Raw genomic sequence first — 20,993 nt, forward strand, 5'->3', positions numbered from 1 at the left:
TACAGCGTCTAAACAGGGTCATGTTCGTGAATACAAATCCAAGTTTGGTATGGCTTTTCAAAGCCTTCTAGCTGTTTTAGCAGCCTATAATATAAAGCGATATGAGCTTTGATATGCTCTCTTCTTATTTTTAAGCTATTTCCCCCGACTCCAAAAAAATCAAGGTGCGTATGCCAAAAATAAAACCATGAATCACGATCAAGTTTTAAGTCACAAGTATTTACTTCCTCCCACATATGACGGAAGTATCTTTTCTTTCCGCGAAATTTTTTCAAAACATATCCCCCGTCAGCTAAAATGCCTTTTAATGAAGTATGTTGATCACTATCGTTTTTGTGACTTTTGATCACAAACAAGACCTTCGCTCAACACAAAAAGCCCGTTCTTACGTATAAGCAGCGGACTTTTATTTTGGATATATGGTACCTTTCTCACTGACCATGATTGAGACCGGGATGTCGTGCGTTTCAGCCGGAATATGCTCAGTTTGCTGTACTGTCAAGCAAAGGGCAAGCGTTTCGCCGTGATAGTCAGCTAAGTAGCGGTCATAATAGCCGCCCCCATATCCGATACGGTAGCCTTGTCGATCGAAGCACACACCAGGCACAATGATCAAATCGATTGATTCTTTAGATGCAGCAGCCGACGCCAGAGGGTCTGGCTCTATTAGCCCAAAGTAGCGGGATATCATTTTCGTTTCCGGTGTATATTCATAAAACGTCATCTCTTTTGTTTCCGGAAAACAGGTGGGTACACATACTGTTTTCCCCTCCTGCCATGCTTTTTCAATTAGAGGCATTGTTGGTACCTCTTTTCCTCTAGACATGGTGAGTGCAATCGTATCCGCTTGTTTCCATGCTGACAGTTGAAACAAGTGCTCATGAAGTAAAGCGGTGCTTCGCTTGAATTCCTCGGCACTCATCTGGTCCAGCTTGGCTAATGTTTGAAGACGAAGCTCTTTTTTCATACAGATCATCTCCCATCATAAAAAAACAGCAGGAAAATTCCCTGCTGCTTACTTTGTTTCACGATGTAAAGTTTGTTTTTTATCACGTGAGCAATACTTTTTGAATTCAACGCGATCTGGATTGTTTCGCTTATTCTTTTTAGTAATATAGTTACGCTCACCGCATTCAGTGCAAGCTAGAGTAATATTTACGCGCATGTTTTTCCCTCCAAACTAAAATCAATTCACATTCAGACCTAACTATAATACCACTTCTAGCTTAGGAATGCTAGAATGTTTTTTCACCAATTTGAATTTCAGTCAATCCCGTCCGCGTTCTGATCCATATCGCACGGTCATTTCATGAAAAATGGCCTGCTCCCCTATAAAACCTTAATCTTTGTCGTACTGTATACATGAGGAACCCTCTTTTATTTTGACAGCGAGCAAGATTTTCATACTCGTTTTTCATATAAAAAGAAAAAAGATGAAAAAAAGGTGATTTTTTCAGCAATTCCTTTTGAAACTAGCTTTTTTATGGTATAAAAAAGAAGGGTCGAAAACTGTCTGAAACAATCATGAAAGCCTTTTATGGCTTTCAGCATTAAAATATGAATAAAAGGTGATGAAACATGGAAATTGCAATTATCGGATTGCTTGTTGTCAGTATCGTACTGATCGCATTCTCATATTTTCAAAGAGAGCCGATTAAAGAAGTCGAGCAGGAACTTGAAACACTTCAACTATCTGCAATGCAAGAAATCTATAAACTGAAAAAGAAAATGAAGGTTCTTGAAGAAGAATTGCTTGAAACAAACATTGTCGTCCGCAAACATTCAGAAATTGATCCATCTATCGCAAGACAAATCATTTCAAAGCATCAAAATGGCATGTCTCCTGAGGCCATTGCGCGCGCTGAGCATGTATCTGTAGATGAGGTCAACATGATCATTAAAGACAACGAGAAGGTGCTTGTATGACGAAAAAAAGCATCCAAACGTTTGCGGCAGGTATGATTCTTGCAACTGGTGTTCTGGCGATCGTTTTTTTCCTCACTGGAAAAGATGAAGCGGCGGCTGATACAACCACAAAAGAAACGCTCGCAGCGAAAGTAACAGACACTGATGTGAAAAACTATTTAGACTCTAAAAAAGAAGTCTCCGTCAGCCGTGAAACATATCAGCAGCTTCTTGATTATAAAGAAAAAGCACTGAAGGCAAATGAAGACGGCGATTCTAAAAATGATAAAGAAACATCAGACAAGCCTAAAGGCAAACCGGTCAAATTTGTTATTAAAAACGGGATGAGCACAAGTGATGTTTCAGACATGCTTGAAAAGGACGGAATCATCAATTCGTCTAAAGATTTTAATGATTACGTGATTGACGCCGGCTACCATAAAGAAATTCGTGCAGGCAAGTTCAATTTAAAAACAGGGATGACGTTTAAACAAATCGTCAAAGCCTTAACAAAATAACAGCAAAAACCCCCTGGCGGCGCTGACCTCCAGGGGGTTTTTGTTATCCAAATCGACCAGATATATAATCATTTGTTCTTTGATCATTTGGCTCAGAGAACATCACATTCGTATCATTGACCTCAACAAGCTCTCCCATTAAAAAGAAGGCTGTTCTATCTGATACCCTCGCCGCTTGCTGCATGTTATGCGTCACAATGGCAATCGTGTATTTCTCTTTTAATTTCATAATCAATTCTTCAATCTTTAATGTTGAGACAGGATCAAGCGCTGATGTTGGTTCATCCATTAGTAAAATGTCTGGGCTTGTGGCAATAGCTCTTGCGATACAAAGACGCTGCTGCTGACCGCCGGAAAGACCTAATGCAGGCGCACTTAAACGATCTTTCACTTCATCCCAAAGGGCAACATCACGAAGCGCTTTTTCAGCGATTTCTTTCAATTGCTGCTTGCTCTTCACGCCATGAATTCTTGGTCCGTAGACGACATTATCAAAGATTGACTGAGGGAATGGGTTCCCTTTTTGAAAGACCATCCCGACGTTTTTACGCAGTTCCACTAGATCAACGCGGCCTTTTAAAATATTGTCGCCGTTATACATCATATCTCCAGTGATTTTCACACCTGGCACTGTTTTGACCATAAGATTTAAGGTCTTGATAAACGTTGACTTCCCGCAGCCGGACGGACCGATAATTGCTGTGACTTCATGCTCTCTAATGTCTAAATCAATATGCTTCAGTGCGTGATGCTGTCCGTACCAAAGGTTCATATCATTCACACGAAACACTTCTTTTTTGGCTGTTTCAGTAGCTATTGCATTCATCAAAATCCACCCGCCTTATCCAAATCGACCATTGATATAGTCTTCTGTTTTTTGCTGCGCAGGACGTGTAAAGATACGTTCAGTGGCATCATATTCTACTAGATCACCGTTCAGGAAAAAGGCTGTATGATCAGATACACGTAACGCTTGCTGCATGTTGTGTGTCACAATGACGATCGAATAATCATTTTTCAACTCTGATAATAACTCTTCAATTTTTGCATTTGAAATCGGGTCTAGGGCAGATGCGGGTTCATCTAATAAAAGAACGCTGGGCTTCATCGCAAGTGTACGCGCAATACAAAGGCGCTGCTGCTGACCACCGGATAATGACAAAGCCGAGCGGTGCAGACGATCTTTGACCTCATCCCAAAGCGCTGCTTTTGTTAAGCTTTCCTCTACCGCATCATCAAGCACTGATTTTCTTTTTTCCCCCGCATACTTTAACGCATGGGTAATGTTATTGTAGATCGATTTAGGAAATGGGTTTGGTTTTTGGAAAACCATGCCGATTTCTCTTCGTAAATTCACCACATTAATGCGGTCATCCAAAATATTGAGCCCTTCGTACATGATCGCCCCTTCACTTCTCGCACCTGGGATCAAGTCGTTCATGCGGTTAATGCTGCGTAAAAAGGTTGATTTCCCGCAGCCAGATGGGCCGATTAATGCGGTAATTGCGTTCTTCTCAATTTCAAATGAAATGTGATTGACTGCTCTTTTTTCACCATAATAAATGCTTAAATCCTGCACCTGTAAAATCTGTTCCGCTTGAAGTGGAGCCTTTTTTGCTGCAATCTCTTTTTTTTCTGCTAGCATTTGAACCATATCCCCTTCACACCTCTCTCACATTATTTTGACGTAAGCTTTTTATGAATAAATGAACCAAGCCATCTAGCTGCTAAGTTGAATACTAAAACTGAAAGCACAAGTACGGCTGATGCACCATTTGCAATGGCCTCTGCATCTGGAATGATTCCTTGTGTATTGACGTTCCATATATGAACGGCTAATGTTTCTGCCGGTCTAAAAACATTCAGCGGTGACGTATCAGAAAATGGACTCCAGTTTGTAAAATCAAGACGCGGTGTGGTGAGGCCTGCTGTGAAAAGAAGCGCTGCTGCCTCCCCGAAGACTCTTCCTGATGCTAAAATCGCACCGGTAATAATAGAAGGAATCGCTCCTGGAATCAGGACCGTCTTCACTGTATGCCATTTCGTCACACCAAGCGCTAGTGATGCTTCCTTTTGATCCTTCGGTACAGAGCGAAGCGCGTCTTCTGTCACCCTCACCATCACTGGCAGGTTAAACACCGTGAGCGCAAGAGCTCCTCCGATGATCGTATAGCCCCAGCCTGTTAAATTGACAAACATGAGTAAACCAAACATACCAATGACAATAGAAGGAAGTGAAGACAGCACTTCAATACATGTGCGAATAAAATCAGTGACTTTGTTTTGAGGCGCATATTCAGCCATGTACACTCCGCCGCCGACACCAAGTGGTACTGTGATCAGCATTGTAATAAACAAAATGTAAAACGAGTTATACAGCTGATCCCTAATACCGCCGCCAGAGCCAATTGCACTTGAGCGGGTTGTCAAAAAGTCGAAATTTAATTCTTTTGCACCGTTGAAGATGATATAAGAAAACAAACCAACTAGGATCGCCGTAATAATGGCAGCACATAATCCAAAAACAAACGTGGCAAAACGATCGGTCATTTTGCTATTCATTAAATCTTCCTCCTAGACGACAAGTATCTGATAATGAGTATGAACATAAACGATACAACTAGAAGGACAAGCCCCATTGACCAAAGTGTATTGTTTTCAACACTTCCATACGTTGTGTGACCCATGTTTAACGTAATAATGGTTGTTAAAGTACCAGCTGTATCCATAATGCTCTCTGGTAAATTACGCGTGTTTCCAATGACCATCTGAACGGCAAGGGCTTCTCCAAATGCTCTTGCCATTCCAAGAACGACTGCTGTCATTAATGTTGGAAGAGCTGCTGGTACAAGCACACGTCTAATCGTTTGCCATCTTGTAGCGCCAAGTGCATACGATCCCTCACGTAAGCTTTTTGGAAGGGAAGCCATAGCATCAGTTGCAATGGATGTAACGGTTGGCAGAATCATAATAGACAGGACAATCGTTCCTGCTAACACGCTATGCCCTGAGCCGCTTGACTTGAAATGTCCGATAAACGGCACCAATACTGTAAGACCTATGAATCCGTAAACAACGGATGGAATCCCTACAAGCAATTCAATGACTGGCTGAAGAATTTTCCGGCCCCATGCAGGTGCAATTTCTGTCATAAAGATCGCTCCTGCGATGCCTAGCGGCGCTGCAATAAGTGCCGATAGAAGCGTGACGGCGATCGATCCAAAGATAAAAGGAAATGCGCCGTACTCCGGGTTTTCTGCTGTTGGGTTCCAATTGATACTGGTTAAGAACTCAATTGGGCTTACACCATTTACGATGAAAGATTGTAAACCCTTAATGCCAAGGAAGATGGTGATGGCGATGGATACTGCAATCATTAAGAATGCGCAGAATTTCACCAAAATACTTCCTCTTACTTCATCCATTTGCCTATTTTTCTTCGAGCTGATCAGCCGATCGCTCGCTTCTGTATGTTCTATCTGCTTCATCTTTTTCTACACTCCTATGAATGTCATAAAAGGAAAAGTGAAATGCTCCACTTTTCCTTCATCAGCAATTCAAGACCTCTTACTTATCTGATTGTTTGCCTGTTGCGTCTCTTTCTACTTTCATATTAGAGACTGAGATGTAGCCTTGGTCTTTGACGATTTCTTTTTGTACTTCGTCACTCATAAGGTAATCTAAGAATTGTTTTGCTAGACCTTCCGGCTCACCTTTTGTATAAGAGTGCTCGTATGCCCAAATTGTATATTTACCGCTTTCTACATTGCTTTCTTCTGGTTTCACACCATCAATGCTAAGCGGTGTAATTTTGTCATCTGTTAAATAAGAGAATGCTAGGTATCCAATCGCACCTGGTGTTTCTGCAATCAGCTTTTTCACTGTGTTTGAAGAATCTTCTGTGATTCCTTCTGCAGGTGTTGCACCATCAAGTGCATATTTCACAAATGTTGCACGAGTTCCTGAAGAATCAGGTCTGTTGACAAGCGTGATTTTTTGGTCTTTCCCGCCAAGCTCTTTCCAGTTTTTGATTTTACCAGTGAAGATTTTTTTCAATTCGTCCTTTGTGATGTCTTTGACACCCACTTCAGGGTTTACAGCTGCGGCCATTCCAACAACTGCTACTTTGTGGTCTTTTAAAGCTTTTGCGTCGATTCCGTCTTTCTCTTCAGCGAATACATCTGAGTTCCCAATTTGTACAGATCCTTCTGAAACTTGAGAAAGTCCTGTTCCTGAACCGCCGGCTTGTACTTGAATATCGGCTTTTGGATGTTTATCCATGAATTTTTCTGCTGCCGCAAGAACTAAAGGCTGCATCGCAGATGATCCTGAGATGGTAATGGAACCTGATGCCTCATCTTTGTTTGAAGCATTTCCTTTACTGTCTTTTGAATCTCCGCTTGAGCTGCTGTTTCCGCATGCTGTGACGAATGCTAACAATGCGATAGTAAGGAAAGTAAGCAGCCATAATTTGTTCTTTTTCATTTCAAGAATACCCCCTGAATAATTTGTCCTACGAGTAATACATTAAAGGTTCTTTATTAATTTCGTTTAAATGGAATGTTAAGGTTTTGTAAATGTCGAAGTTTTGTAGAGAAATTGCGGCGTTTTTTATGAATTTTGTCAATTTATATCAAAATTTTTGAAGAAAACGTAAAAAAACGCCCACAAAAAGTGAGCGTTTTTACCTATGAAATGTCTAGTTATTTGTTTCTGCTTCATTTTCAATTTTGTTTTTGTTTTTCGCCTGTGTATCATTGCTTTCCTGTTTTGATTTCAGTTCAAAGTACTTATCTAATACTTGTTCACCAATATCATTTGTAATTGGATAGCGCTGGTTGTAGTCTTGATACACCCATGGCACGACAACGGAAATGGCCACTTCTGGATTATCAGCAGGCGCATACGCTACAAGAGTTGTGTTATAGGTCGGTGTACCGCGCTTGCTTTTAATTGGGCCGTCATAGAATGATTGAGCGGTTCCTGTTTTGCCTGCTGGATTATACTTTTTGTTGCCAAAGTTTGAATAGGCTGTCCCTCTTGGGTTCTGCATCACAAGCTTGAAGCCTTGCTGGACACGCTTGATTTCATCACTTGTCATGTCTAGCTTATTCAATACATCTGGTTTGACGGATTCTGTCACAGCTCCAATGCCTCGCTGCGGATCTGGCTCTCTCACTTCTTTGACAAGCTGCGGACGTAATCGATACCCGCCATTTGCAATGGTTGAAACGTATTGCGCCATTTGCAGCGGTGTAAACGTATCATACTGTCCAATCGCATAGTCAAGTAAGAGCCCCGATTGTGTAGACGTTCCTCTGTAGCCCGTTGCTTCGTTTGGCAGGTCAATACCTGTTTTGACGCCAAGGCCAAATTTACTAAAATTGTAGCGGAACGTATCAAATGCTTTCGGATCAATTGGGAGCGGCTGATTCTTACGATATTCGCTTTTCCCAATGGCGATCGCTGTTTTGAACATATACACGTTTGATGAACGCTCTAGTGCTGTTAAATCATTAATGAGTCCCATATTTTGATAGGATTTCTTTGGCGGTGACTGGGCGATATAGAGAGGTTCATCGTATTGGGTACTTCCAATATGAATAGCGCCTGTTTTATATCCAGTCAGTACAGTGGCCCCTTTTACGGCTGATCCCATCGCATATGAGGATGTCATCGTTCCTAATGAGTAGTCATCGAATTTGTATTTTCCGTTTTTGTTAGAAATCTGCTTACCCGCAACAGAGAGAACCTCTCCATTTCTTGGGTCCATCATAACAACAAATGCGCGATCAAGAAGCTCAGTTCCCCCTCTTTGTTTCGCACTTCTCAAGTTCTTTTCAATAATTTTTTCAACTGCTTTTTGCAGCTGAATATCAATTGTAAGCACAAGGTCTTTCCCGCTCTTACCTTCTGTTAACACTTTAGAGCTTGTGACATTGCCCTGTTTATCAGTTGTACTCTGTTCTTTTTCCTTTTGGCCCTGCAGGACATCTTCATATTGATATTCGAGATAGCTTTTTCCTACACGGTCATTTCGGCTGTAGCCGAGTGATAGATAATGCTCAAGAAGTGACTGCGGAAGACCTTCATCACTCGAAGACACACTGCCGAGCATACTGCGGAGCAGTCCTTTATACGGGTAGCTGCGTGACCAGTCTGTCGTCACATCAACACCTGGCAGCTCGTCCAAATGCTCAGAGACGTAAGCAATTTCGCTTGGCTTTACATCTTCATTTTTAATAAATTGAGGTGTAAGTGCATAGCCTCCATCCATCTGCCTTTTAATGGCAAGCACTTGTAAATCTTTTTTCGTCAGTTGATTTAATTCCTTGTCTGTGATGCGTTTTAGCTGAAGCTCATATAGTTTATCATCAGAGACCTTATCGTCACCCTTTAATTCTGATTCTTTTTGAACAAGCTTTTTCGCTTCATTCGGATGCGTTAAGATCCAGAAATCTTTTTTGTCACGATCTGTGATTTTTTTCGTACTCACATGAATCATATCCGCTAATTTTGATGCCACTTTGAGCCGCTCTTCTTGTGAAGTCGTCGAGGTTCTCGTATATGTAATGGCATTCAGCGCTTTATTGCTGACAATCGTATTGTAGTTTCGATCATAAATTTTTCCGCGCGGAGCAGATGAGCTGACATTCACATCCTCTTGTTTTTCTGCCTGCTTTTTATAATCTTCTCCATTGACAATTTGCACAAACCCGAGTCTAACGACAACGCCGGTAAAAATAATAAAGGCAGCTAAAAATAATAAATTCAGCCGGATCGGAAGTGTTTTGCGCCCTTCCTTCGCGTCTTTTTTGTTTTTCTTGTTTCTCATCACATCACCTTTTCTATCAAGAAAGAAATGGCACCCCTTTTTGTGTATAAAAGGTGCCATCATCATTTTAGCGGTTTTTCTATCATTTATCTAGAAATTTGATGTTCCATTGGTAAGAAATTTTACCTTTCTCCCTTAATAAGGTTCGTTTGAGAAACTGGCTTTTGACCGTCAGCCTCTTTCATATCAGCTGTTTTTTCTTTCAAATGAATATCTTTTACAAAGTAATAAATGAGGGTGTGCCCCGCTCCGAGTACAACAAGTGATGCAGGGATTCCGAGCTCATCACCTAGTAAGGTGACAGACAGCAGGAACAAAACAATCGAACAAATACGGCCGGCATTTAAAAATAGCTCTCTGACCACAATATATTCAATTCGGGCCTTTCTGGCGTACCTTGCATGGCCGATGACATCATATGTTAAGGATACATAAGGAACAAGCAGGAGCGGATATCCTATTGCAATGGCTACCGCATACATCAGAAGTGATACATAGGACAAGTGGAAAACGATTAAAAACAAGGCGCCGTATAAAATCAGCCCGCCAAGCATGATGGCCTTCTTCCGCCACTTTTTCTTAATCAAACGTGTAGCGAAGAAATAAGTAAAAAAGGCAACACCTGAATTCACTAAACCAAACGTCCCGAGAGCAAGCTCACTGTTTGTTGCAATAAACACGAAGACACTGATTAAGAAGACAAAGACCCCTTCACGAAGCCCTTGAAAAAAGTGAGCTGTTGTAATCCTACGCCAATTCTCATCTGCATGACGTTCTTTCCAAATTTGTTTGATCATAAATTTGCCTTTTGACTGCCTTCTTTTGAGGAAAAAGCTCATCACAACCGCTAGTGAAAACAAAAAGAGCGATAATGTGAAAATGACGGTGTAGCCTGTATCATCCGTTAACTGAGAAATGACAATTCCCGCAATGAGCGGACCGATCATGCCGGCAGTTGAGGAAAGCACCCCAAGAAATCCATTGAAGAAATCTCTTGTTTCAGGCTCAGTGATCTCAAAGGTGAGTACGTTAAAAGCAAGCCAGTAAAAACCATAGCCGATCCCAAGGACACTTCCCAATAAAACTAGCCGTGCGGCCGCTTGTTCTCCTGCCATTAAGACAATTAAATAAAAAGCGGCTAAAAAGATGACACCGAAACGAAGGACAAACGCCCGGTCTATTTTTTTTGCGAGCCGGCCAGCGAATAAAAATGTAATGGGCTGAAGCACAACAATGGCCAAATTATAAATCGCAAGATCTGTGAATTTCCCGGACTGTTTCCATAAGTACACATTTACAAACGTATTCGAAAGCGCAATGGCAAGTGCGTATAACCCGCCAATCGTGAGGAGGAGCAATAAATCTTTTGTAACATCCATGTCCCCGAACATTTTCTTTAATCTGCTCATACCATTCATTCTCCTTTTCTACACAATAGTCTGTCTCATCAAAAGGCAGATATGTAAAAAAAGGAGGGAAAATATAAAAAGACCTGCTTCTCTAAAGAGCAGGTCTTTTCAAATCAAATGATTTATTTAGCTTCGCTGTAAAGGCGAGCTACTTCATCCCAGTTCACAACATTCCAGAATGCTGAAATGTAATCAGGACGACGGTTTTGGTAGTTTAGGTAGTAAGCATGCTCCCAAACGTCTAGTCCTAGAATTGGCGTTTTTCCTTCAGTTAAAGGAGAATCTTGGTTTGGCGTGCTTGTGATTTCAAGTTTTCCGTTGTTCACAACAAGCCATGCCCAACCAGAACCAAAGCGTCCTGCAGCTGCTGCAGCGAAATCAGATTTGAATTTTTCAAATCCGCCTAATTCTTTTTCGATTGCATCTGCAAGTTCACCAGTTGGTGCGCCGCCACCGTTTGGTGAAAGAAGCGTCCAGAATAATGAGTGGTTCGCATGTCCTCCGCCATTGTTACGTACAGCTGTACGAATGTTTTCAGGCACTGAGTTTAAGTTAGCCACTAGCTCTTCAATTGATTGATCTTCAAGAGCTGATACACCTTCGATTGCTTTGTTTAAGTTTGTTACGTATGTGTTGTGGTGTTTTGTGTGGTGAATCGTCATTGTTTCCTTGTCGATATGTGGTTCTAATGCATCGTAAGCATATGGTAATTCTGGAAGTTTAAAAGCCATGGTTAAATTCCTCCTTAAAATGTATGTACTGAAATGCTTCCTTTGTAAGTCAGCAATTCACCCTACTCAAAGAGTATCAAAAGAAACAGCTTGTTTCAACGTTATTGCTCATGTTCTGAAACATTTCAGTGTTTATTTTGTATTTAGCCCTTTTGAAAAAGTTTTAAACACCCTTTTTCAACTTAGCGAAGGACATAAAATAAAAAGATGCCAAGCATCAGCGCTTGAATCAATCCTTTTGCAAAAACACCTGATACAAATCCAATTAATGAGCCTAATCCGACTTTCACACTCGTCTTCAGATCTTTTTGATGAACAAGGAGCTCTGCAATGACACTCCCAAGAAATGGACCAATAATAATTCCTGCAATGGGTATCACAAAAGGACCAGCTAATAACCCAATGGTGCTTCCCCAAATAGCTGCTTTGCTGCCGCCAAAGCGCTTTACCCCAATCAGGTTTGAGACATAATCTGCCGCAAATAAGACGGCAGTAAACATGGCTTGAATAAGCCAGAACGTCAGGGTAAGCGGCTCGAAGCTAAAGAAGAAACCATATAGAATAAATCCGAGAACCATAAAGACCACACTCGGAATAATTGGATAAACCAGTCCTACAAACGCAATGATAAATGCACAGCCAATCAGTATCCAATACAAAATGTCCAAGACCCTGCCGCCTCCTTTTATATGCTGTATACATTATGCCTCATTCCTTCTATCTTAACCAGTGATGAAGGCCATACTTGTACTTGATGGATAGACATTGATACAATATGAGAAATAGAAAAGAATGTAGGAAGTGAATGGGTATTGAACGTATTTAATCTATTGTTAAAAGGAATTTATTCACCAAAAGATATTGCTAAAGCACGCTTTACAGGGATCGGTAAAGCAATTTTATTCATTTTTATCCTTTCAATCATCGCAGCAGTTCCTCAGGGGTATCATATGAGCCAAGAGATCTCGAATGCGATGTCAGGATTTCAGCATGTGATCAAAAAAGATTTACCCGACTTCTCTATCGAAAAAGGTAAACTTCAAGCGGATCAAAGTGCACCAATAGAAAAAGAAGAAAACGGCATCACGATCATCTTTGATCCTGCTGAAAAAATAAAAGCAAGTGAGCTTGAATCAAAGCAAACGGCCATCGCTTTATTAAAGGAAAAAGCAGTGATTGCCATTGATGGACAAATGACAGATATTCCATATCAGCTCCTTGGTGGAACGCTGACAAAAGATGAACTCGCCCGCGTCACAAATCAGAACCAAGCGATTATCATCCCTGTCATCTGTGTACTGCTATATTTATCAACTGCGGCTCTCATGTTTATCAGCGCAACATTCCTTGCGATGCTTGGTACATTTATTAAACGAATGCAGCAAAAAGAGCTGTCCTTTCAAATGCTTTGGAAGCTCTCCGCTTATTCACTCACATTAACAACGGTCTTTTTCGCCATTATGAGTGCATTAAACACGCCTGTTGCAAACTCATTTTTATTAAATTGGGTCATTAACTTTATCTTTTTATATCTTGTTGTGAAAGAAATTCCTGCCAAAAAAAGCAAATGATCCATCCAACAAGGATTTATCTACACAATGAAAGCTCCCCCGTCTTGGAGGAGCTTTTTATGTATGTTCATGCTAGGACTCATCTGGATGGATGATCGCAAATAAAAAGTGATCCTCCCACACTCCATTAATCTTTACTTTTTTACGATTTAGTCCCTCATGTTCAAAACCTGTCTTTTCAAGTACACGAATGGAACCCTTATTACTCGGCTTTACTCCAGCCTCAATACGATGGAGATTCAACTCAAAAAAGGCATAGTCAATGATTAAACGAATGGCTTCTGTCATATATCCATTTCCGCCCTGCCTTTGATCGAGTACATACCCGAGCCAAGCTCCTTCTATCGGACCTCTTACGACAGAACTTAATGAGATCGTCCCAATTAAAGCATCGGTTTCATTTAAGAAAATACCGTGCATGTAAGATTCATCTTGTGCACTTCTTTGCCTACTCCGCTGAATTCGCTCAATTTGGCGAGTTAACGTGAAGAAATCATCTTTGACCAAAGGTGTGAATTCCTGAAAATATGAGCGGTTCTCAAGCTCTAATGTTAACAGTGATTCTGCATCATTTTCTGTTAGTGTTCTCACATATATATGCTGACTAACCTTCTTCATAAAATCCCCCCATTATTATTTTATCATACTGGCCATATGAGGTTGCTCTCCTATTTACTACACCAACGACCCAAGAAGTTTTTATTACAAGACATACTAGGACTAACTAGAACCATCCTTTCCAGCTTTTCTCCTCTTTTTGGTTCTATCATTTCAGGACATGCATAGACTGAAGTAAACTCTTAAAAGCGGTGAGTAAAATGCGGCGAATTCTTTTTTTACTAATCAGTTTGTTTGTCCTCTTTATTATCTTTTTTGATTTAAAAAATGGAACCATTCCTGTTGAGGAAAACCCAGCCGTTCCAGCAAGTGCCCTTCAAACAACTGAGAAAAAGACATATAAGAACGTCACTGTAAAACAAGGTGAAACGGTCCTCTCCATCGTACATACAAGCAAGCCGCTTGATGACGTCATTAAAGATTTCGAGGAGCTGAATCAAGGTGTTAAAGCGAACGAAATCAGGGCAGGCAGCACATATAAGTTTCCTGTCTATAAGAGATAAAACGTTAATTCCTTGTCATTCATACAAAGAGACTGTTACAATATGAACTGTAAAACACGACGTACACGGCAAAGGATTGCTTGTACACTAAGGAGCGATTGACAAGTGAGTGAAGTCACACATCGTACTAAAACGCGTCCCGTCAAAGTGGGACCTTTAACTATAGGTGGAAATAATGAGGTTGTCATTCAAAGTATGGCAACAACCAAAACACATGATGTCGAAGCGACAGTCGCTGAAATTAAACGTTTAGAAGAGGCAGGCTGTCAAATCGTGCGTGTCGCATGTCCAGATGAGCGTGCAGCAAATGCAATTGCGGACATTAAAAAGCAAATTAACATCCCGCTTGTTGTGGATATTCATTTTGACTATAAGCTTGCCCTGAAAGCGATTGAAGCAGGCGCAGACAAAATCCGAATCAATCCAGGAAACATCGGAAGAAGAGAAAAAGTCGAAGCAGTTGTCAAAGCAGCAAAAGAAAAAGGCATTCCAATCCGTATTGGCGTAAACGCTGGTTCATTAGAGAAAAAAATTCTTGATAAATACGGCTACCCAACAGCAGATGGTATGGTCGAAAGTGCACTGCATCACATTAAAATTTTAGAAGACCTAGACTTTCATGACATCATCGTCAGTATGAAAGCATCTGATGTAAACCTTGCAATTGAAGCATACGAAAAAGCGGCTAAAGCCTTTGATTATCCTCTTCACCTTGGGATTACAGAATCAGGTACGTTATTTGCAGGTACAGTCAAAAGTGCAGCTGGACTTGGCGCTATTTTGAATATGGGAATTGGGAACACACTCCGCATTTCATTAAGTGCTGACCCAGTTGAAGAAGTAAAAGTAGCACGTGAATTGTTGAAATCATTTGGTCTTGCATCAAATGCAGCAACACTGATCTCCTGCCCAACTTGTGGACGAATTGAAATTGATCTCATCAGCATTGCAAATGAAGTCGAGGAATATATTTCTAAAATCAAAGCACCGATTAAAGTAGCAGTTCTCGGCTGCGCTGTTAACGGTCCAGGTGAAGCGCGTGAAGCGGACATCGGAATCGCAGGCGCTAGAGGCGAAGGCTTATTGTTCCGTAAAGGTGAAATTGTTCGTAAAGTACCGGAAGAAACAATGGTCGAAGAACTGAAAAAAGAAATTGATAAAATCGCTGAAGAACATTATGCGAAAATGGAAGCTGAAAAAGAAAAACAAGCGAATGCCTAACAAAAAACGCCTGACGTCATAGTCAGGCGTTTTTCTGTTCTTGTTAAAAGAACGGGGTGATAAATATGCCTAGGATGACGGAAACAATTCCGATCCCAATTGACCACGCGCCAAGCGCATGTGCTCCTTTTCTTCGTGCAATATAACCAACGACGATTGCCGCTACCCCTAATAGCACCGGCAAGACAAATAATGAGATAATCGCAATCGCGAGTGCTGTATAGCCTATCCCTTTACTGCCTGAATCGTCACCTGCTTGGTCACGTCCTCGTCTATCTTCTCGATCTCTTGAAGCTTGATATGGCTCTGCAATTTCAGCAGCTGTTTCCTCTAAATAGCCATCATCATTACTAAAGTGTGTGTCGATTTCACGATCATTTCTTCTGAAATCCTCGTCTCTTTCCATGATCAATTCCCCCTTTTGGTTAATAGAAAGGAGCTTTTTTAGTATGAGCAAAAATGTCCGTTTCATGATTGCTAAAACTTGCTGGAATTGTGAATTGATTATGTTACACTTTAAGAGTATAAAAATGAGGAGTGTGGGCATGTTACGTTTAGGAATTGATATTGATGGTACAGTGACGGCGCAGGACACCTTTGTCCCCTACTTAAATGAGTCGTTCCAATGTGCCATGACACTAGATGATATGACAGAGTATGATTTGACGAAGCTTTTAAAGATTTCTCAAGAAGAATTTTGGGGCTGGATGGATCAGCACGAGCCTCTTATTTATAAACAGGCAGAGCCTGCTGAGGGTGCAAAAGAGATCCTCGACGAAATGAAGCTGCAGCACAGACTGATTTATATTACCGCAAGAAGGCAGCAGCATTCAGATATCACCTACAAGTGGTTTCAAGAACATGACGTGCACTATGATGCTATTGAGCTGGTTGGCGGTCATCATAAGCTGGAAGCCGTTCAAAAGCACAAAATTGATGTATTTTTTGAAGACCATCATGGCAATGCCACAATGATTGCAAAAGAGGCTGACATCCCGGTTATCCTTTTTAACTCCCCTTATAACCAGATGCCAATCGACGACAGAATTATACGCGTAAACAACTGGCAGGAAGCATCTAAGTGGATCAAACAATACGAGCAGCGTCTGCAAACTGCTTATTAATGTAACTGAGCGAGCACCGAAGCGGAACAAACACGAGGATTTGTCTACACGCTGAAGCCGATACATTTAATGTATCGGCTTTTTTAATGGAGCAAGCTGCCCTTCTTTCATGAGGAAATGGTAAAGTGCCCCCTTCATGCCTGCCTGATTCAAGTAGCAGCAAGTTTCCAGCTTCACCTGAATGTTCTTCCATGCATGCAGTGTATGTAAATGTTTTTCAATGTTTTGTAATAAATCTGGTCTTGCACTTACGCCTCCGCCAATGAGGATTTTCTCCGGGTTAAGAACAGTCGCTACATTGTAAACGCCTATGGCTATTCGCTTGTACCATTGATCCACCAGCTTCTCAATGGCCGGATCATGCTTCGCCTTTTCAAAAATTTCTTGACCGTCTATTTGAGTACTTTGCGGTATTCCTTGCTTTTCTTTATAGCTCCGAATTAATCCAGCCGTTGAAGCGCTGCTGTTAAGAGTTGTAAACTGGCCATTTTCCGTCTCTGTCAGCATCATGCCGAATTCACCACCGCGGAAGGATGCACCGCGCACAAGCTGACCATTAGCAAAAATACCCCCGCCGACACCAGTGCCAATTGTCATACAAATAAAGCTGTCACAATCTTTCGCATGACCGCTGTATTTTTCTGCGAGAGCTGCACAGTTCGCATCATTTTCCACTTCTACACGAAGAGACGTTTTCTCTTCTAAAAGTGCTTTTACATTTTGACCATTTAAGGCGATGATGGCGCCTGCAAATTCTGTATAACCTGATTCACTGTCCACAAAGCCTGGTAGACTGATGGCGATACCACTGATATTCGTCATCCTTTGATATTCCTTGACCACATCTGCCATGGCTTCTAAAAACGGTTCAAGCTGCCGGCAGTTCGTCTGATAGTCACCGCTAGAGACCAGCTTTCCATCCTGATCCATTAATCCATGTTTCGTTCTCGTCCCGCCTACATCAAACACGACATAATAGGCCACCTTTACCCCTCCCTTTACTTCAAAATGTAGTACCTTGATCTCATTTTAATGAAACAGCCTCCCTTTGTAAAACGTTTTCAAAAGAGAAAACAAAAAAGCCAGCTCCAGGGCTGGCTTTCTCATGAGTGAACTTCCTTCGGTTCGCAGGAAGGACACGTTCCATATATTTCAAATTTATGTCCGCTAATATGATAATCCTCTAAATCGGCGTCGAGCTTGTCCATAGGGCAGGCATCGATCTCTTTTGTTTTCCCGCATGTAAGACAAATGAAGTGATGGTGATGATGGGAAAATGAACATTTAAAACGGAATAGTTTCTCCCCTGACAATTCTGTTGTTTCTAATATTCCAAGGTCTTCATATAGTGACAAGTTTCGATAAATCGTATCAAAGCTGAGACCAGGGTAGTCTTCACTTAGTGCCGTCAGCACATTTTTAGCCGTCAAGTATTTATCAGAATCAGAAAACAATTGAAGCATGTCTTCACGTTTGCTTGTATATTTGTAGCCTTTTTCCTTTAATAAATCAAGCGCTTCTTGTACGTTCATGTTGATTCCCCCTTCTGAATTTCCCAATACTAATACACCCGATTAAAATCAAGATAGACAGCATCACAATGGTTCCGCCTGGCGCTAAATCAAGATAATAGCTTAAAATCAATCCGGCCAATACAGACAATTCACCAAATAAGATCGAAAGGAAAATCGCCTGTTTGAATCCTTTGGCAATGCGGATACTTGCCGCAACAGGAAGCGTCATGAGCGCCGACACAAGCAGTGTACCGACGATACGCATCGATGCCGCAATGACAAGTGCAACGACTAAGATAAAAATAAAATGAATCCATTTTGCTGAAATACCAGAAGCCTTTGCATGCTCTTCATCAAAAGAAAGCAGAAACAATTCTTTATATAAAAGCACAACAACTAACACAACAACGAGTGAGATCCCTACAATAATCCAAAGATCAAGTCTTGAAACCGCACTGACACTTCCGAATAAATAACTAAACAAATCTGTATTAAAGCCATTCGCTAGTGAAATGAAGATGACGGAGATCCCAATACCCCCTGATAAAATAATAGGAATGGCAAGCTCCTGATAATGCTTATACACTGAGCGCAGGCGTTCAATAAACAATGAACCCGCAACAGAAAAAGCCATCCCTAAGTAGAGCGGGCTTACCCCTGTCAAAAGGCCAAACTTTTTATCAAGAAATAGACTTGCGGCAATACCGGCAAGTGATACGTGACTGAGGGCATCTGCAATAAGCGAGAGCCTTCTTACGACAATAAATACACCAAGTAAGGGCGCAATAAAACCAATCAGTATACCTGCGATAAACGCATTTTGTAAAAATTCATAATGAAAAAATGGAAATAGCATTATTCATGTCCCCCATGATGGTGATGGTCGTGATGAATCACTTGAATGTCATGCCCGTAAAATTGGGATAGCGCCTGATCATCCATTGAATCAAACGCTTCTGCATCCCCGTGGAAATGCAGTGTCTGATTTAAACAAGCCACATGGGTGACTTTATCAGAAACGGTGCCAACGTCGTGTGTGACGAGAATTAAAGACATTCCTTTTTCTTTGTTCAATGTTTCGAGCAGCTGATAAAAGCCTTCTACTGTCCGCTGGTCTACTCCAACCGTGGGCTCATCCAAAATGAGCAACTTTGGCTGGCTGACAAGCGCACGGGCAATAAATGCACGCTGCTGCTGTCCGCCAGAAAGCTCACCGATGTTTTGATGCTTTAAATCCTGTATGCCAACTGAGCGAATGGCATCTTCTACTTGCCATTTATCCTGCTTGCTCATTCGTTTAAACAAACCAATTTTCGCGGTCAGTCCGCTTGCGACGACCTCATATACAGAAGCAGGGAAACCCGTATTAAAGCTATTCGCCTTTTGAGAAACAAATCCAATTTGATCCCAGTCTCTAAATTTTGAAACAGGCGTGCCAAATAGCTTTAATTCACCTTGCTGCGGTTTAATGAGCCCAAGCAGGCATTTTAATAAGGTTGTTTTACCAGAACCATTCGGTCCAACAAGTGCTAGAAAGTTTCCTTCCTCTACTGTTAAATGAATGTGATCAATGACATTTCGCTGTCCATACGAGTACGAAATGTCATTCATTTCAATAATTGGCTTTGCCATGAATCTTTCCACCTTTAATCAATATAAAAAGAATGATTACGATTTATACAACAAAAAGAAAATGGCTTTTGCCATTTTCTCTGTCCATACATACATTTCATTATATAAAAGAAAGATAAAAAAGTAAAATAAAAGCTAATGAATGGCTGTTTTGAACTTACCGCCTTTTGTTTCATGCGTATCCATAATCGTGATAAATGCTTGGTCATCAATTTCAAATACAATGGATTTCAGCTTTGTAATTTCAAGCCTTGTGACAACGGCGTAGATGACATCTTTTTCTTCATCTGTATAGCCGCCTTTTCCTCTCAGCTTTGTCGTTCCCCTGCCGAGTCGATGCAGAATCGCATCTGAAATTTCATCATAATAGTCTGATACGATAATCACAGCTTTTGTTTCATCAAGCCCTTGAATAACAGCATCAATTGTTTTCATTGCCAAATAATATGTCATGACAGAATACATAGCCTGCTCTGGTCCGAAAACAAAGCCTGCCCAAATAAAAATGAACACATTGACGATCATGACAAACTCACCGACGGAGAAAGGAATTTTTTTCGTCAGAAGAATTCCCAAGATCTCTGTTCCATCCATTGAACCTCCATTACGGATGACAAGTCCAACACCAAATCCAAGTAATAGCCCTCCAAATACAGTGGCTAAGATCGGCTGTGTTGTAAATGCCTCCACATGATGAAGTGAAGATTCAATCACGGCTAAGCTGACAATCCCAATCACAGTGGAAATCAGAAAGGTTTTCCCAATATGCTTGTATCCTGATATCATAAATGGAATATTTAAAATGACAACAATCGTCGCAAAATTTATAAACGGGTTATCTGTAAAGAGATAATCCAAAATAAGCGAAATGCCGATGATGCCTCCATCAATAATATTGTTTGGCACTAAAAATAATTCAATGCTGACTGCTGCACATGCAGCTCCTACTAGAATCAGAAAAATTCTCAAAATAAAATGAGGCACTGATTCCTTTCTATGCTGTTTACTATTTGCCATACGTTCTCCCTTCTACACATGTTAAATTTTCAATGAACATTTTATTCACTTTACTATTTTATCATTTCACAGAATAAAATAAAATTTTTTGCACATTTTCCGTTTTCGCCCATACATTGTTACAGAGGGGAGGAATGGAATTGATTTTAATTCAAAAAATTGTCCTGCAGCGGCTCAATCAGATCACAGCAAACGATCTGTTAAGGTATGCGAAACAGTACGGCGTCAGTTTAACGTCTCATCAAGCTGCTGAGGTTGCCAAACTCATGAACGGGAAAAACATCAATATTTTTAATGACTCAGAGCGTAACCGGCTTCTTAAGCAAGTGGAAGCGATTACTTCTAAACAGACAGCACAGACTGTGAATGATTTGTTTAACCAGTTTACAAGTTAA

The 20,993-nt window shown here is 41.0% G+C and carries 26 protein-coding genes; 7 read left to right on the plus strand and 19 right to left on the minus strand.

Annotation, left to right across the window (positions count from 1 at the left end; translation table 11 throughout):
* Positions 1-8: 8 nt before the first annotated feature.
* The 3 genes from NSU13_RS11500 to rpmG all read right to left on the minus strand — a co-directional run bounded on the left by NSU13_RS11500 (position 9) and on the right by rpmG (position 1,165).
* On the minus strand, positions 9-275 hold the full coding sequence (locus tag NSU13_RS11500; protein WP_342489528.1) for a hypothetical protein: 267 nt from the start codon (positions 273-275) through the stop codon (positions 9-11).
* 131 nt (positions 276-406) lie between these two features.
* Positions 407-967, minus strand: a complete 561-nt coding sequence (locus tag NSU13_RS11505) for a 5-formyltetrahydrofolate cyclo-ligase (RefSeq protein ID WP_034280180.1) — start codon at positions 965-967, stop codon at positions 407-409.
* Positions 968-1,015: 48 nt separating this feature from the next.
* The gene (gene rpmG / locus NSU13_RS11510) at positions 1,016-1,165 is read right to left on the minus strand and encodes a 50S ribosomal protein L33 (protein WP_008360061.1); all 150 of its coding nucleotides are present in this window, start codon (positions 1,163-1,165) and stop codon (positions 1,016-1,018) included.
* 413 nt (positions 1,166-1,578) lie between these two features.
* On the opposite strand from rpmG, the gene NSU13_RS11515 reads away from it, so the two are divergent.
* Positions 1,579-1,926: a hypothetical protein gene (locus NSU13_RS11515; protein WP_024422989.1), complete on the plus strand. Its 348-nt coding sequence runs from the start codon at positions 1,579-1,581 to the stop codon at positions 1,924-1,926.
* The gene (locus NSU13_RS11520) at positions 1,923-2,423 is read left to right on the plus strand and encodes an endolytic transglycosylase MltG (protein ID WP_217008798.1); all 501 of its coding nucleotides are present in this window, start codon (positions 1,923-1,925) and stop codon (positions 2,421-2,423) included. The genes NSU13_RS11515 and NSU13_RS11520 overlap by 4 nt, the downstream gene beginning before the upstream one ends.
* Before the next feature lie 43 nt (positions 2,424-2,466).
* Here NSU13_RS11520 and pstB (NSU13_RS11525) read toward each other — a convergent pair whose 3' ends face one another.
* The 9 genes from pstB (NSU13_RS11525) to NSU13_RS11565 all read right to left on the minus strand — a co-directional run bounded on the left by pstB (NSU13_RS11525) (position 2,467) and on the right by NSU13_RS11565 (position 12,066).
* On the minus strand, positions 2,467-3,249 hold the full coding sequence (gene pstB, locus NSU13_RS11525; protein ID WP_034280173.1) for a phosphate ABC transporter ATP-binding protein PstB: 783 nt from the start codon (positions 3,247-3,249) through the stop codon (positions 2,467-2,469).
* 15 nt (positions 3,250-3,264) lie between these two features.
* Positions 3,265-4,068, minus strand: a complete 804-nt coding sequence (pstB, locus tag NSU13_RS11530; RefSeq protein ID WP_170825867.1) for a phosphate ABC transporter ATP-binding protein PstB — start codon at positions 4,066-4,068, stop codon at positions 3,265-3,267.
* Positions 4,069-4,100: 32 nt separating this feature from the next.
* Entirely contained in the window at positions 4,101-4,985 is an 885-nt protein-coding gene (gene pstA, locus NSU13_RS11535) for a phosphate ABC transporter permease PstA (protein WP_342489529.1), read from the minus strand.
* Positions 4,985-5,911, minus strand: a complete 927-nt coding sequence (gene pstC, locus NSU13_RS11540) for a phosphate ABC transporter permease subunit PstC (RefSeq protein WP_024422994.1) — start codon at positions 5,909-5,911, stop codon at positions 4,985-4,987. The genes pstA and pstC overlap by 1 nt, the downstream gene beginning before the upstream one ends.
* A 79-nt stretch (positions 5,912-5,990) precedes the next feature.
* Positions 5,991-6,908 carry a phosphate ABC transporter substrate-binding protein gene (locus tag NSU13_RS11545; RefSeq protein ID WP_075623509.1) on the minus strand — a complete coding sequence of 306 codons (918 nt, stop codon included), beginning with the start codon at positions 6,906-6,908 and terminating at the stop codon, positions 5,991-5,993.
* 214 nt (positions 6,909-7,122) lie between these two features.
* Positions 7,123-9,258, minus strand: coding sequence for a penicillin-binding protein 2 (locus NSU13_RS11550; protein ID WP_081124582.1), 2,136 nt, complete (start codon positions 9,256-9,258; stop codon positions 7,123-7,125).
* Between the two features lie 122 nt (positions 9,259-9,380).
* The gene (locus tag NSU13_RS11555) at positions 9,381-10,667 is read right to left on the minus strand and encodes an MFS transporter (RefSeq protein WP_034280166.1); all 1,287 of its coding nucleotides are present in this window, start codon (positions 10,665-10,667) and stop codon (positions 9,381-9,383) included.
* 122 nt (positions 10,668-10,789) lie between these two features.
* Positions 10,790-11,398, minus strand: a complete 609-nt coding sequence (gene sodA / locus NSU13_RS11560) for a superoxide dismutase SodA (protein WP_007501264.1) — start codon at positions 11,396-11,398, stop codon at positions 10,790-10,792.
* Positions 11,399-11,580: 182 nt separating this feature from the next.
* Positions 11,581-12,066, minus strand: coding sequence for a DUF456 domain-containing protein (locus tag NSU13_RS11565; RefSeq protein WP_024427974.1), 486 nt, complete (start codon positions 12,064-12,066; stop codon positions 11,581-11,583).
* A 144-nt stretch (positions 12,067-12,210) separates the two neighbouring features.
* Here NSU13_RS11565 and NSU13_RS11570 point away from each other — a divergent pair, with 144 nt between their 5' ends.
* Complete coding sequence (locus NSU13_RS11570) at positions 12,211-12,969, plus strand: DUF1189 domain-containing protein (protein ID WP_041117993.1); 759 nt, start codon at positions 12,211-12,213, stop codon at positions 12,967-12,969.
* A gap of 72 nt (positions 12,970-13,041) precedes the next feature.
* On the opposite strand, the gene NSU13_RS11575 is transcribed toward NSU13_RS11570, so the two are convergent.
* Positions 13,042-13,587: a GNAT family protein gene (locus NSU13_RS11575; RefSeq protein ID WP_101676869.1), complete on the minus strand. Its 546-nt coding sequence runs from the start codon at positions 13,585-13,587 to the stop codon at positions 13,042-13,044.
* A gap of 200 nt (positions 13,588-13,787) precedes the next feature.
* Here NSU13_RS11575 and NSU13_RS11580 point away from each other — a divergent pair, with 200 nt between their 5' ends.
* Both NSU13_RS11580 and ispG read left to right on the plus strand, forming a co-directional pair.
* Positions 13,788-14,090 carry a hypothetical protein gene (locus NSU13_RS11580; protein ID WP_034280157.1) on the plus strand — a complete coding sequence of 101 codons (303 nt, stop codon included), beginning with the start codon at positions 13,788-13,790 and terminating at the stop codon, positions 14,088-14,090.
* A gap of 105 nt (positions 14,091-14,195) precedes the next feature.
* Complete coding sequence (gene ispG, locus NSU13_RS11585) at positions 14,196-15,311, plus strand: flavodoxin-dependent (E)-4-hydroxy-3-methylbut-2-enyl-diphosphate synthase (RefSeq protein ID WP_024423001.1); 1,116 nt, start codon at positions 14,196-14,198, stop codon at positions 15,309-15,311.
* A gap of 43 nt (positions 15,312-15,354) precedes the next feature.
* Here ispG and NSU13_RS11590 read toward each other — a convergent pair whose 3' ends face one another.
* Positions 15,355-15,717, minus strand: coding sequence for a DUF308 domain-containing protein (locus NSU13_RS11590; RefSeq protein ID WP_024423002.1), 363 nt, complete (start codon positions 15,715-15,717; stop codon positions 15,355-15,357).
* A gap of 139 nt (positions 15,718-15,856) precedes the next feature.
* On the opposite strand from NSU13_RS11590, the gene NSU13_RS11595 reads away from it, so the two are divergent.
* Entirely contained in the window at positions 15,857-16,435 is a 579-nt protein-coding gene (locus tag NSU13_RS11595; protein ID WP_081124586.1) for a hypothetical protein, read from the plus strand.
* Between the two features lie 66 nt (positions 16,436-16,501).
* Here NSU13_RS11595 and NSU13_RS11600 read toward each other — a convergent pair whose 3' ends face one another.
* From NSU13_RS11600 to NSU13_RS11620, 5 genes are all read right to left on the minus strand, one after another.
* Complete coding sequence (locus tag NSU13_RS11600; RefSeq protein ID WP_081124587.1) at positions 16,502-17,419, minus strand: ROK family protein; 918 nt, start codon at positions 17,417-17,419, stop codon at positions 16,502-16,504.
* A gap of 119 nt (positions 17,420-17,538) precedes the next feature.
* Entirely contained in the window at positions 17,539-17,967 is a 429-nt protein-coding gene (locus tag NSU13_RS11605; protein ID WP_003217433.1) for a Fur family transcriptional regulator, read from the minus strand.
* Positions 17,945-18,805 carry a metal ABC transporter permease gene (locus tag NSU13_RS11610; protein ID WP_034280150.1) on the minus strand — a complete coding sequence of 287 codons (861 nt, stop codon included), beginning with the start codon at positions 18,803-18,805 and terminating at the stop codon, positions 17,945-17,947. Before NSU13_RS11610 ends, NSU13_RS11605 begins: the two co-directional genes overlap by 23 nt.
* On the minus strand, positions 18,805-19,581 hold the full coding sequence (locus tag NSU13_RS11615; RefSeq protein WP_144491404.1) for a metal ABC transporter ATP-binding protein: 777 nt from the start codon (positions 19,579-19,581) through the stop codon (positions 18,805-18,807). The genes NSU13_RS11610 and NSU13_RS11615 overlap by 1 nt, the downstream gene beginning before the upstream one ends.
* 135 nt (positions 19,582-19,716) lie before the next feature.
* The gene (locus tag NSU13_RS11620) at positions 19,717-20,598 is read right to left on the minus strand and encodes a YitT family protein (protein ID WP_024427967.1); all 882 of its coding nucleotides are present in this window, start codon (positions 20,596-20,598) and stop codon (positions 19,717-19,719) included.
* 140 nt (positions 20,599-20,738) lie between these two features.
* On the opposite strand from NSU13_RS11620, the gene NSU13_RS11625 reads away from it, so the two are divergent.
* Positions 20,739-20,993 carry a DUF2624 domain-containing protein gene (locus NSU13_RS11625; protein WP_024423008.1) on the plus strand — a complete coding sequence of 85 codons (255 nt, stop codon included), beginning with the start codon at positions 20,739-20,741 and terminating at the stop codon, positions 20,991-20,993.

Origin of the sequence: Bacillus sp. FSL M8-0049 (genome assembly GCF_038593355.1) — a bacterium.
Classification (GTDB): Bacteria; Bacillota; Bacilli; order Bacillales; family Bacillaceae; genus Bacillus; species Bacillus safensis.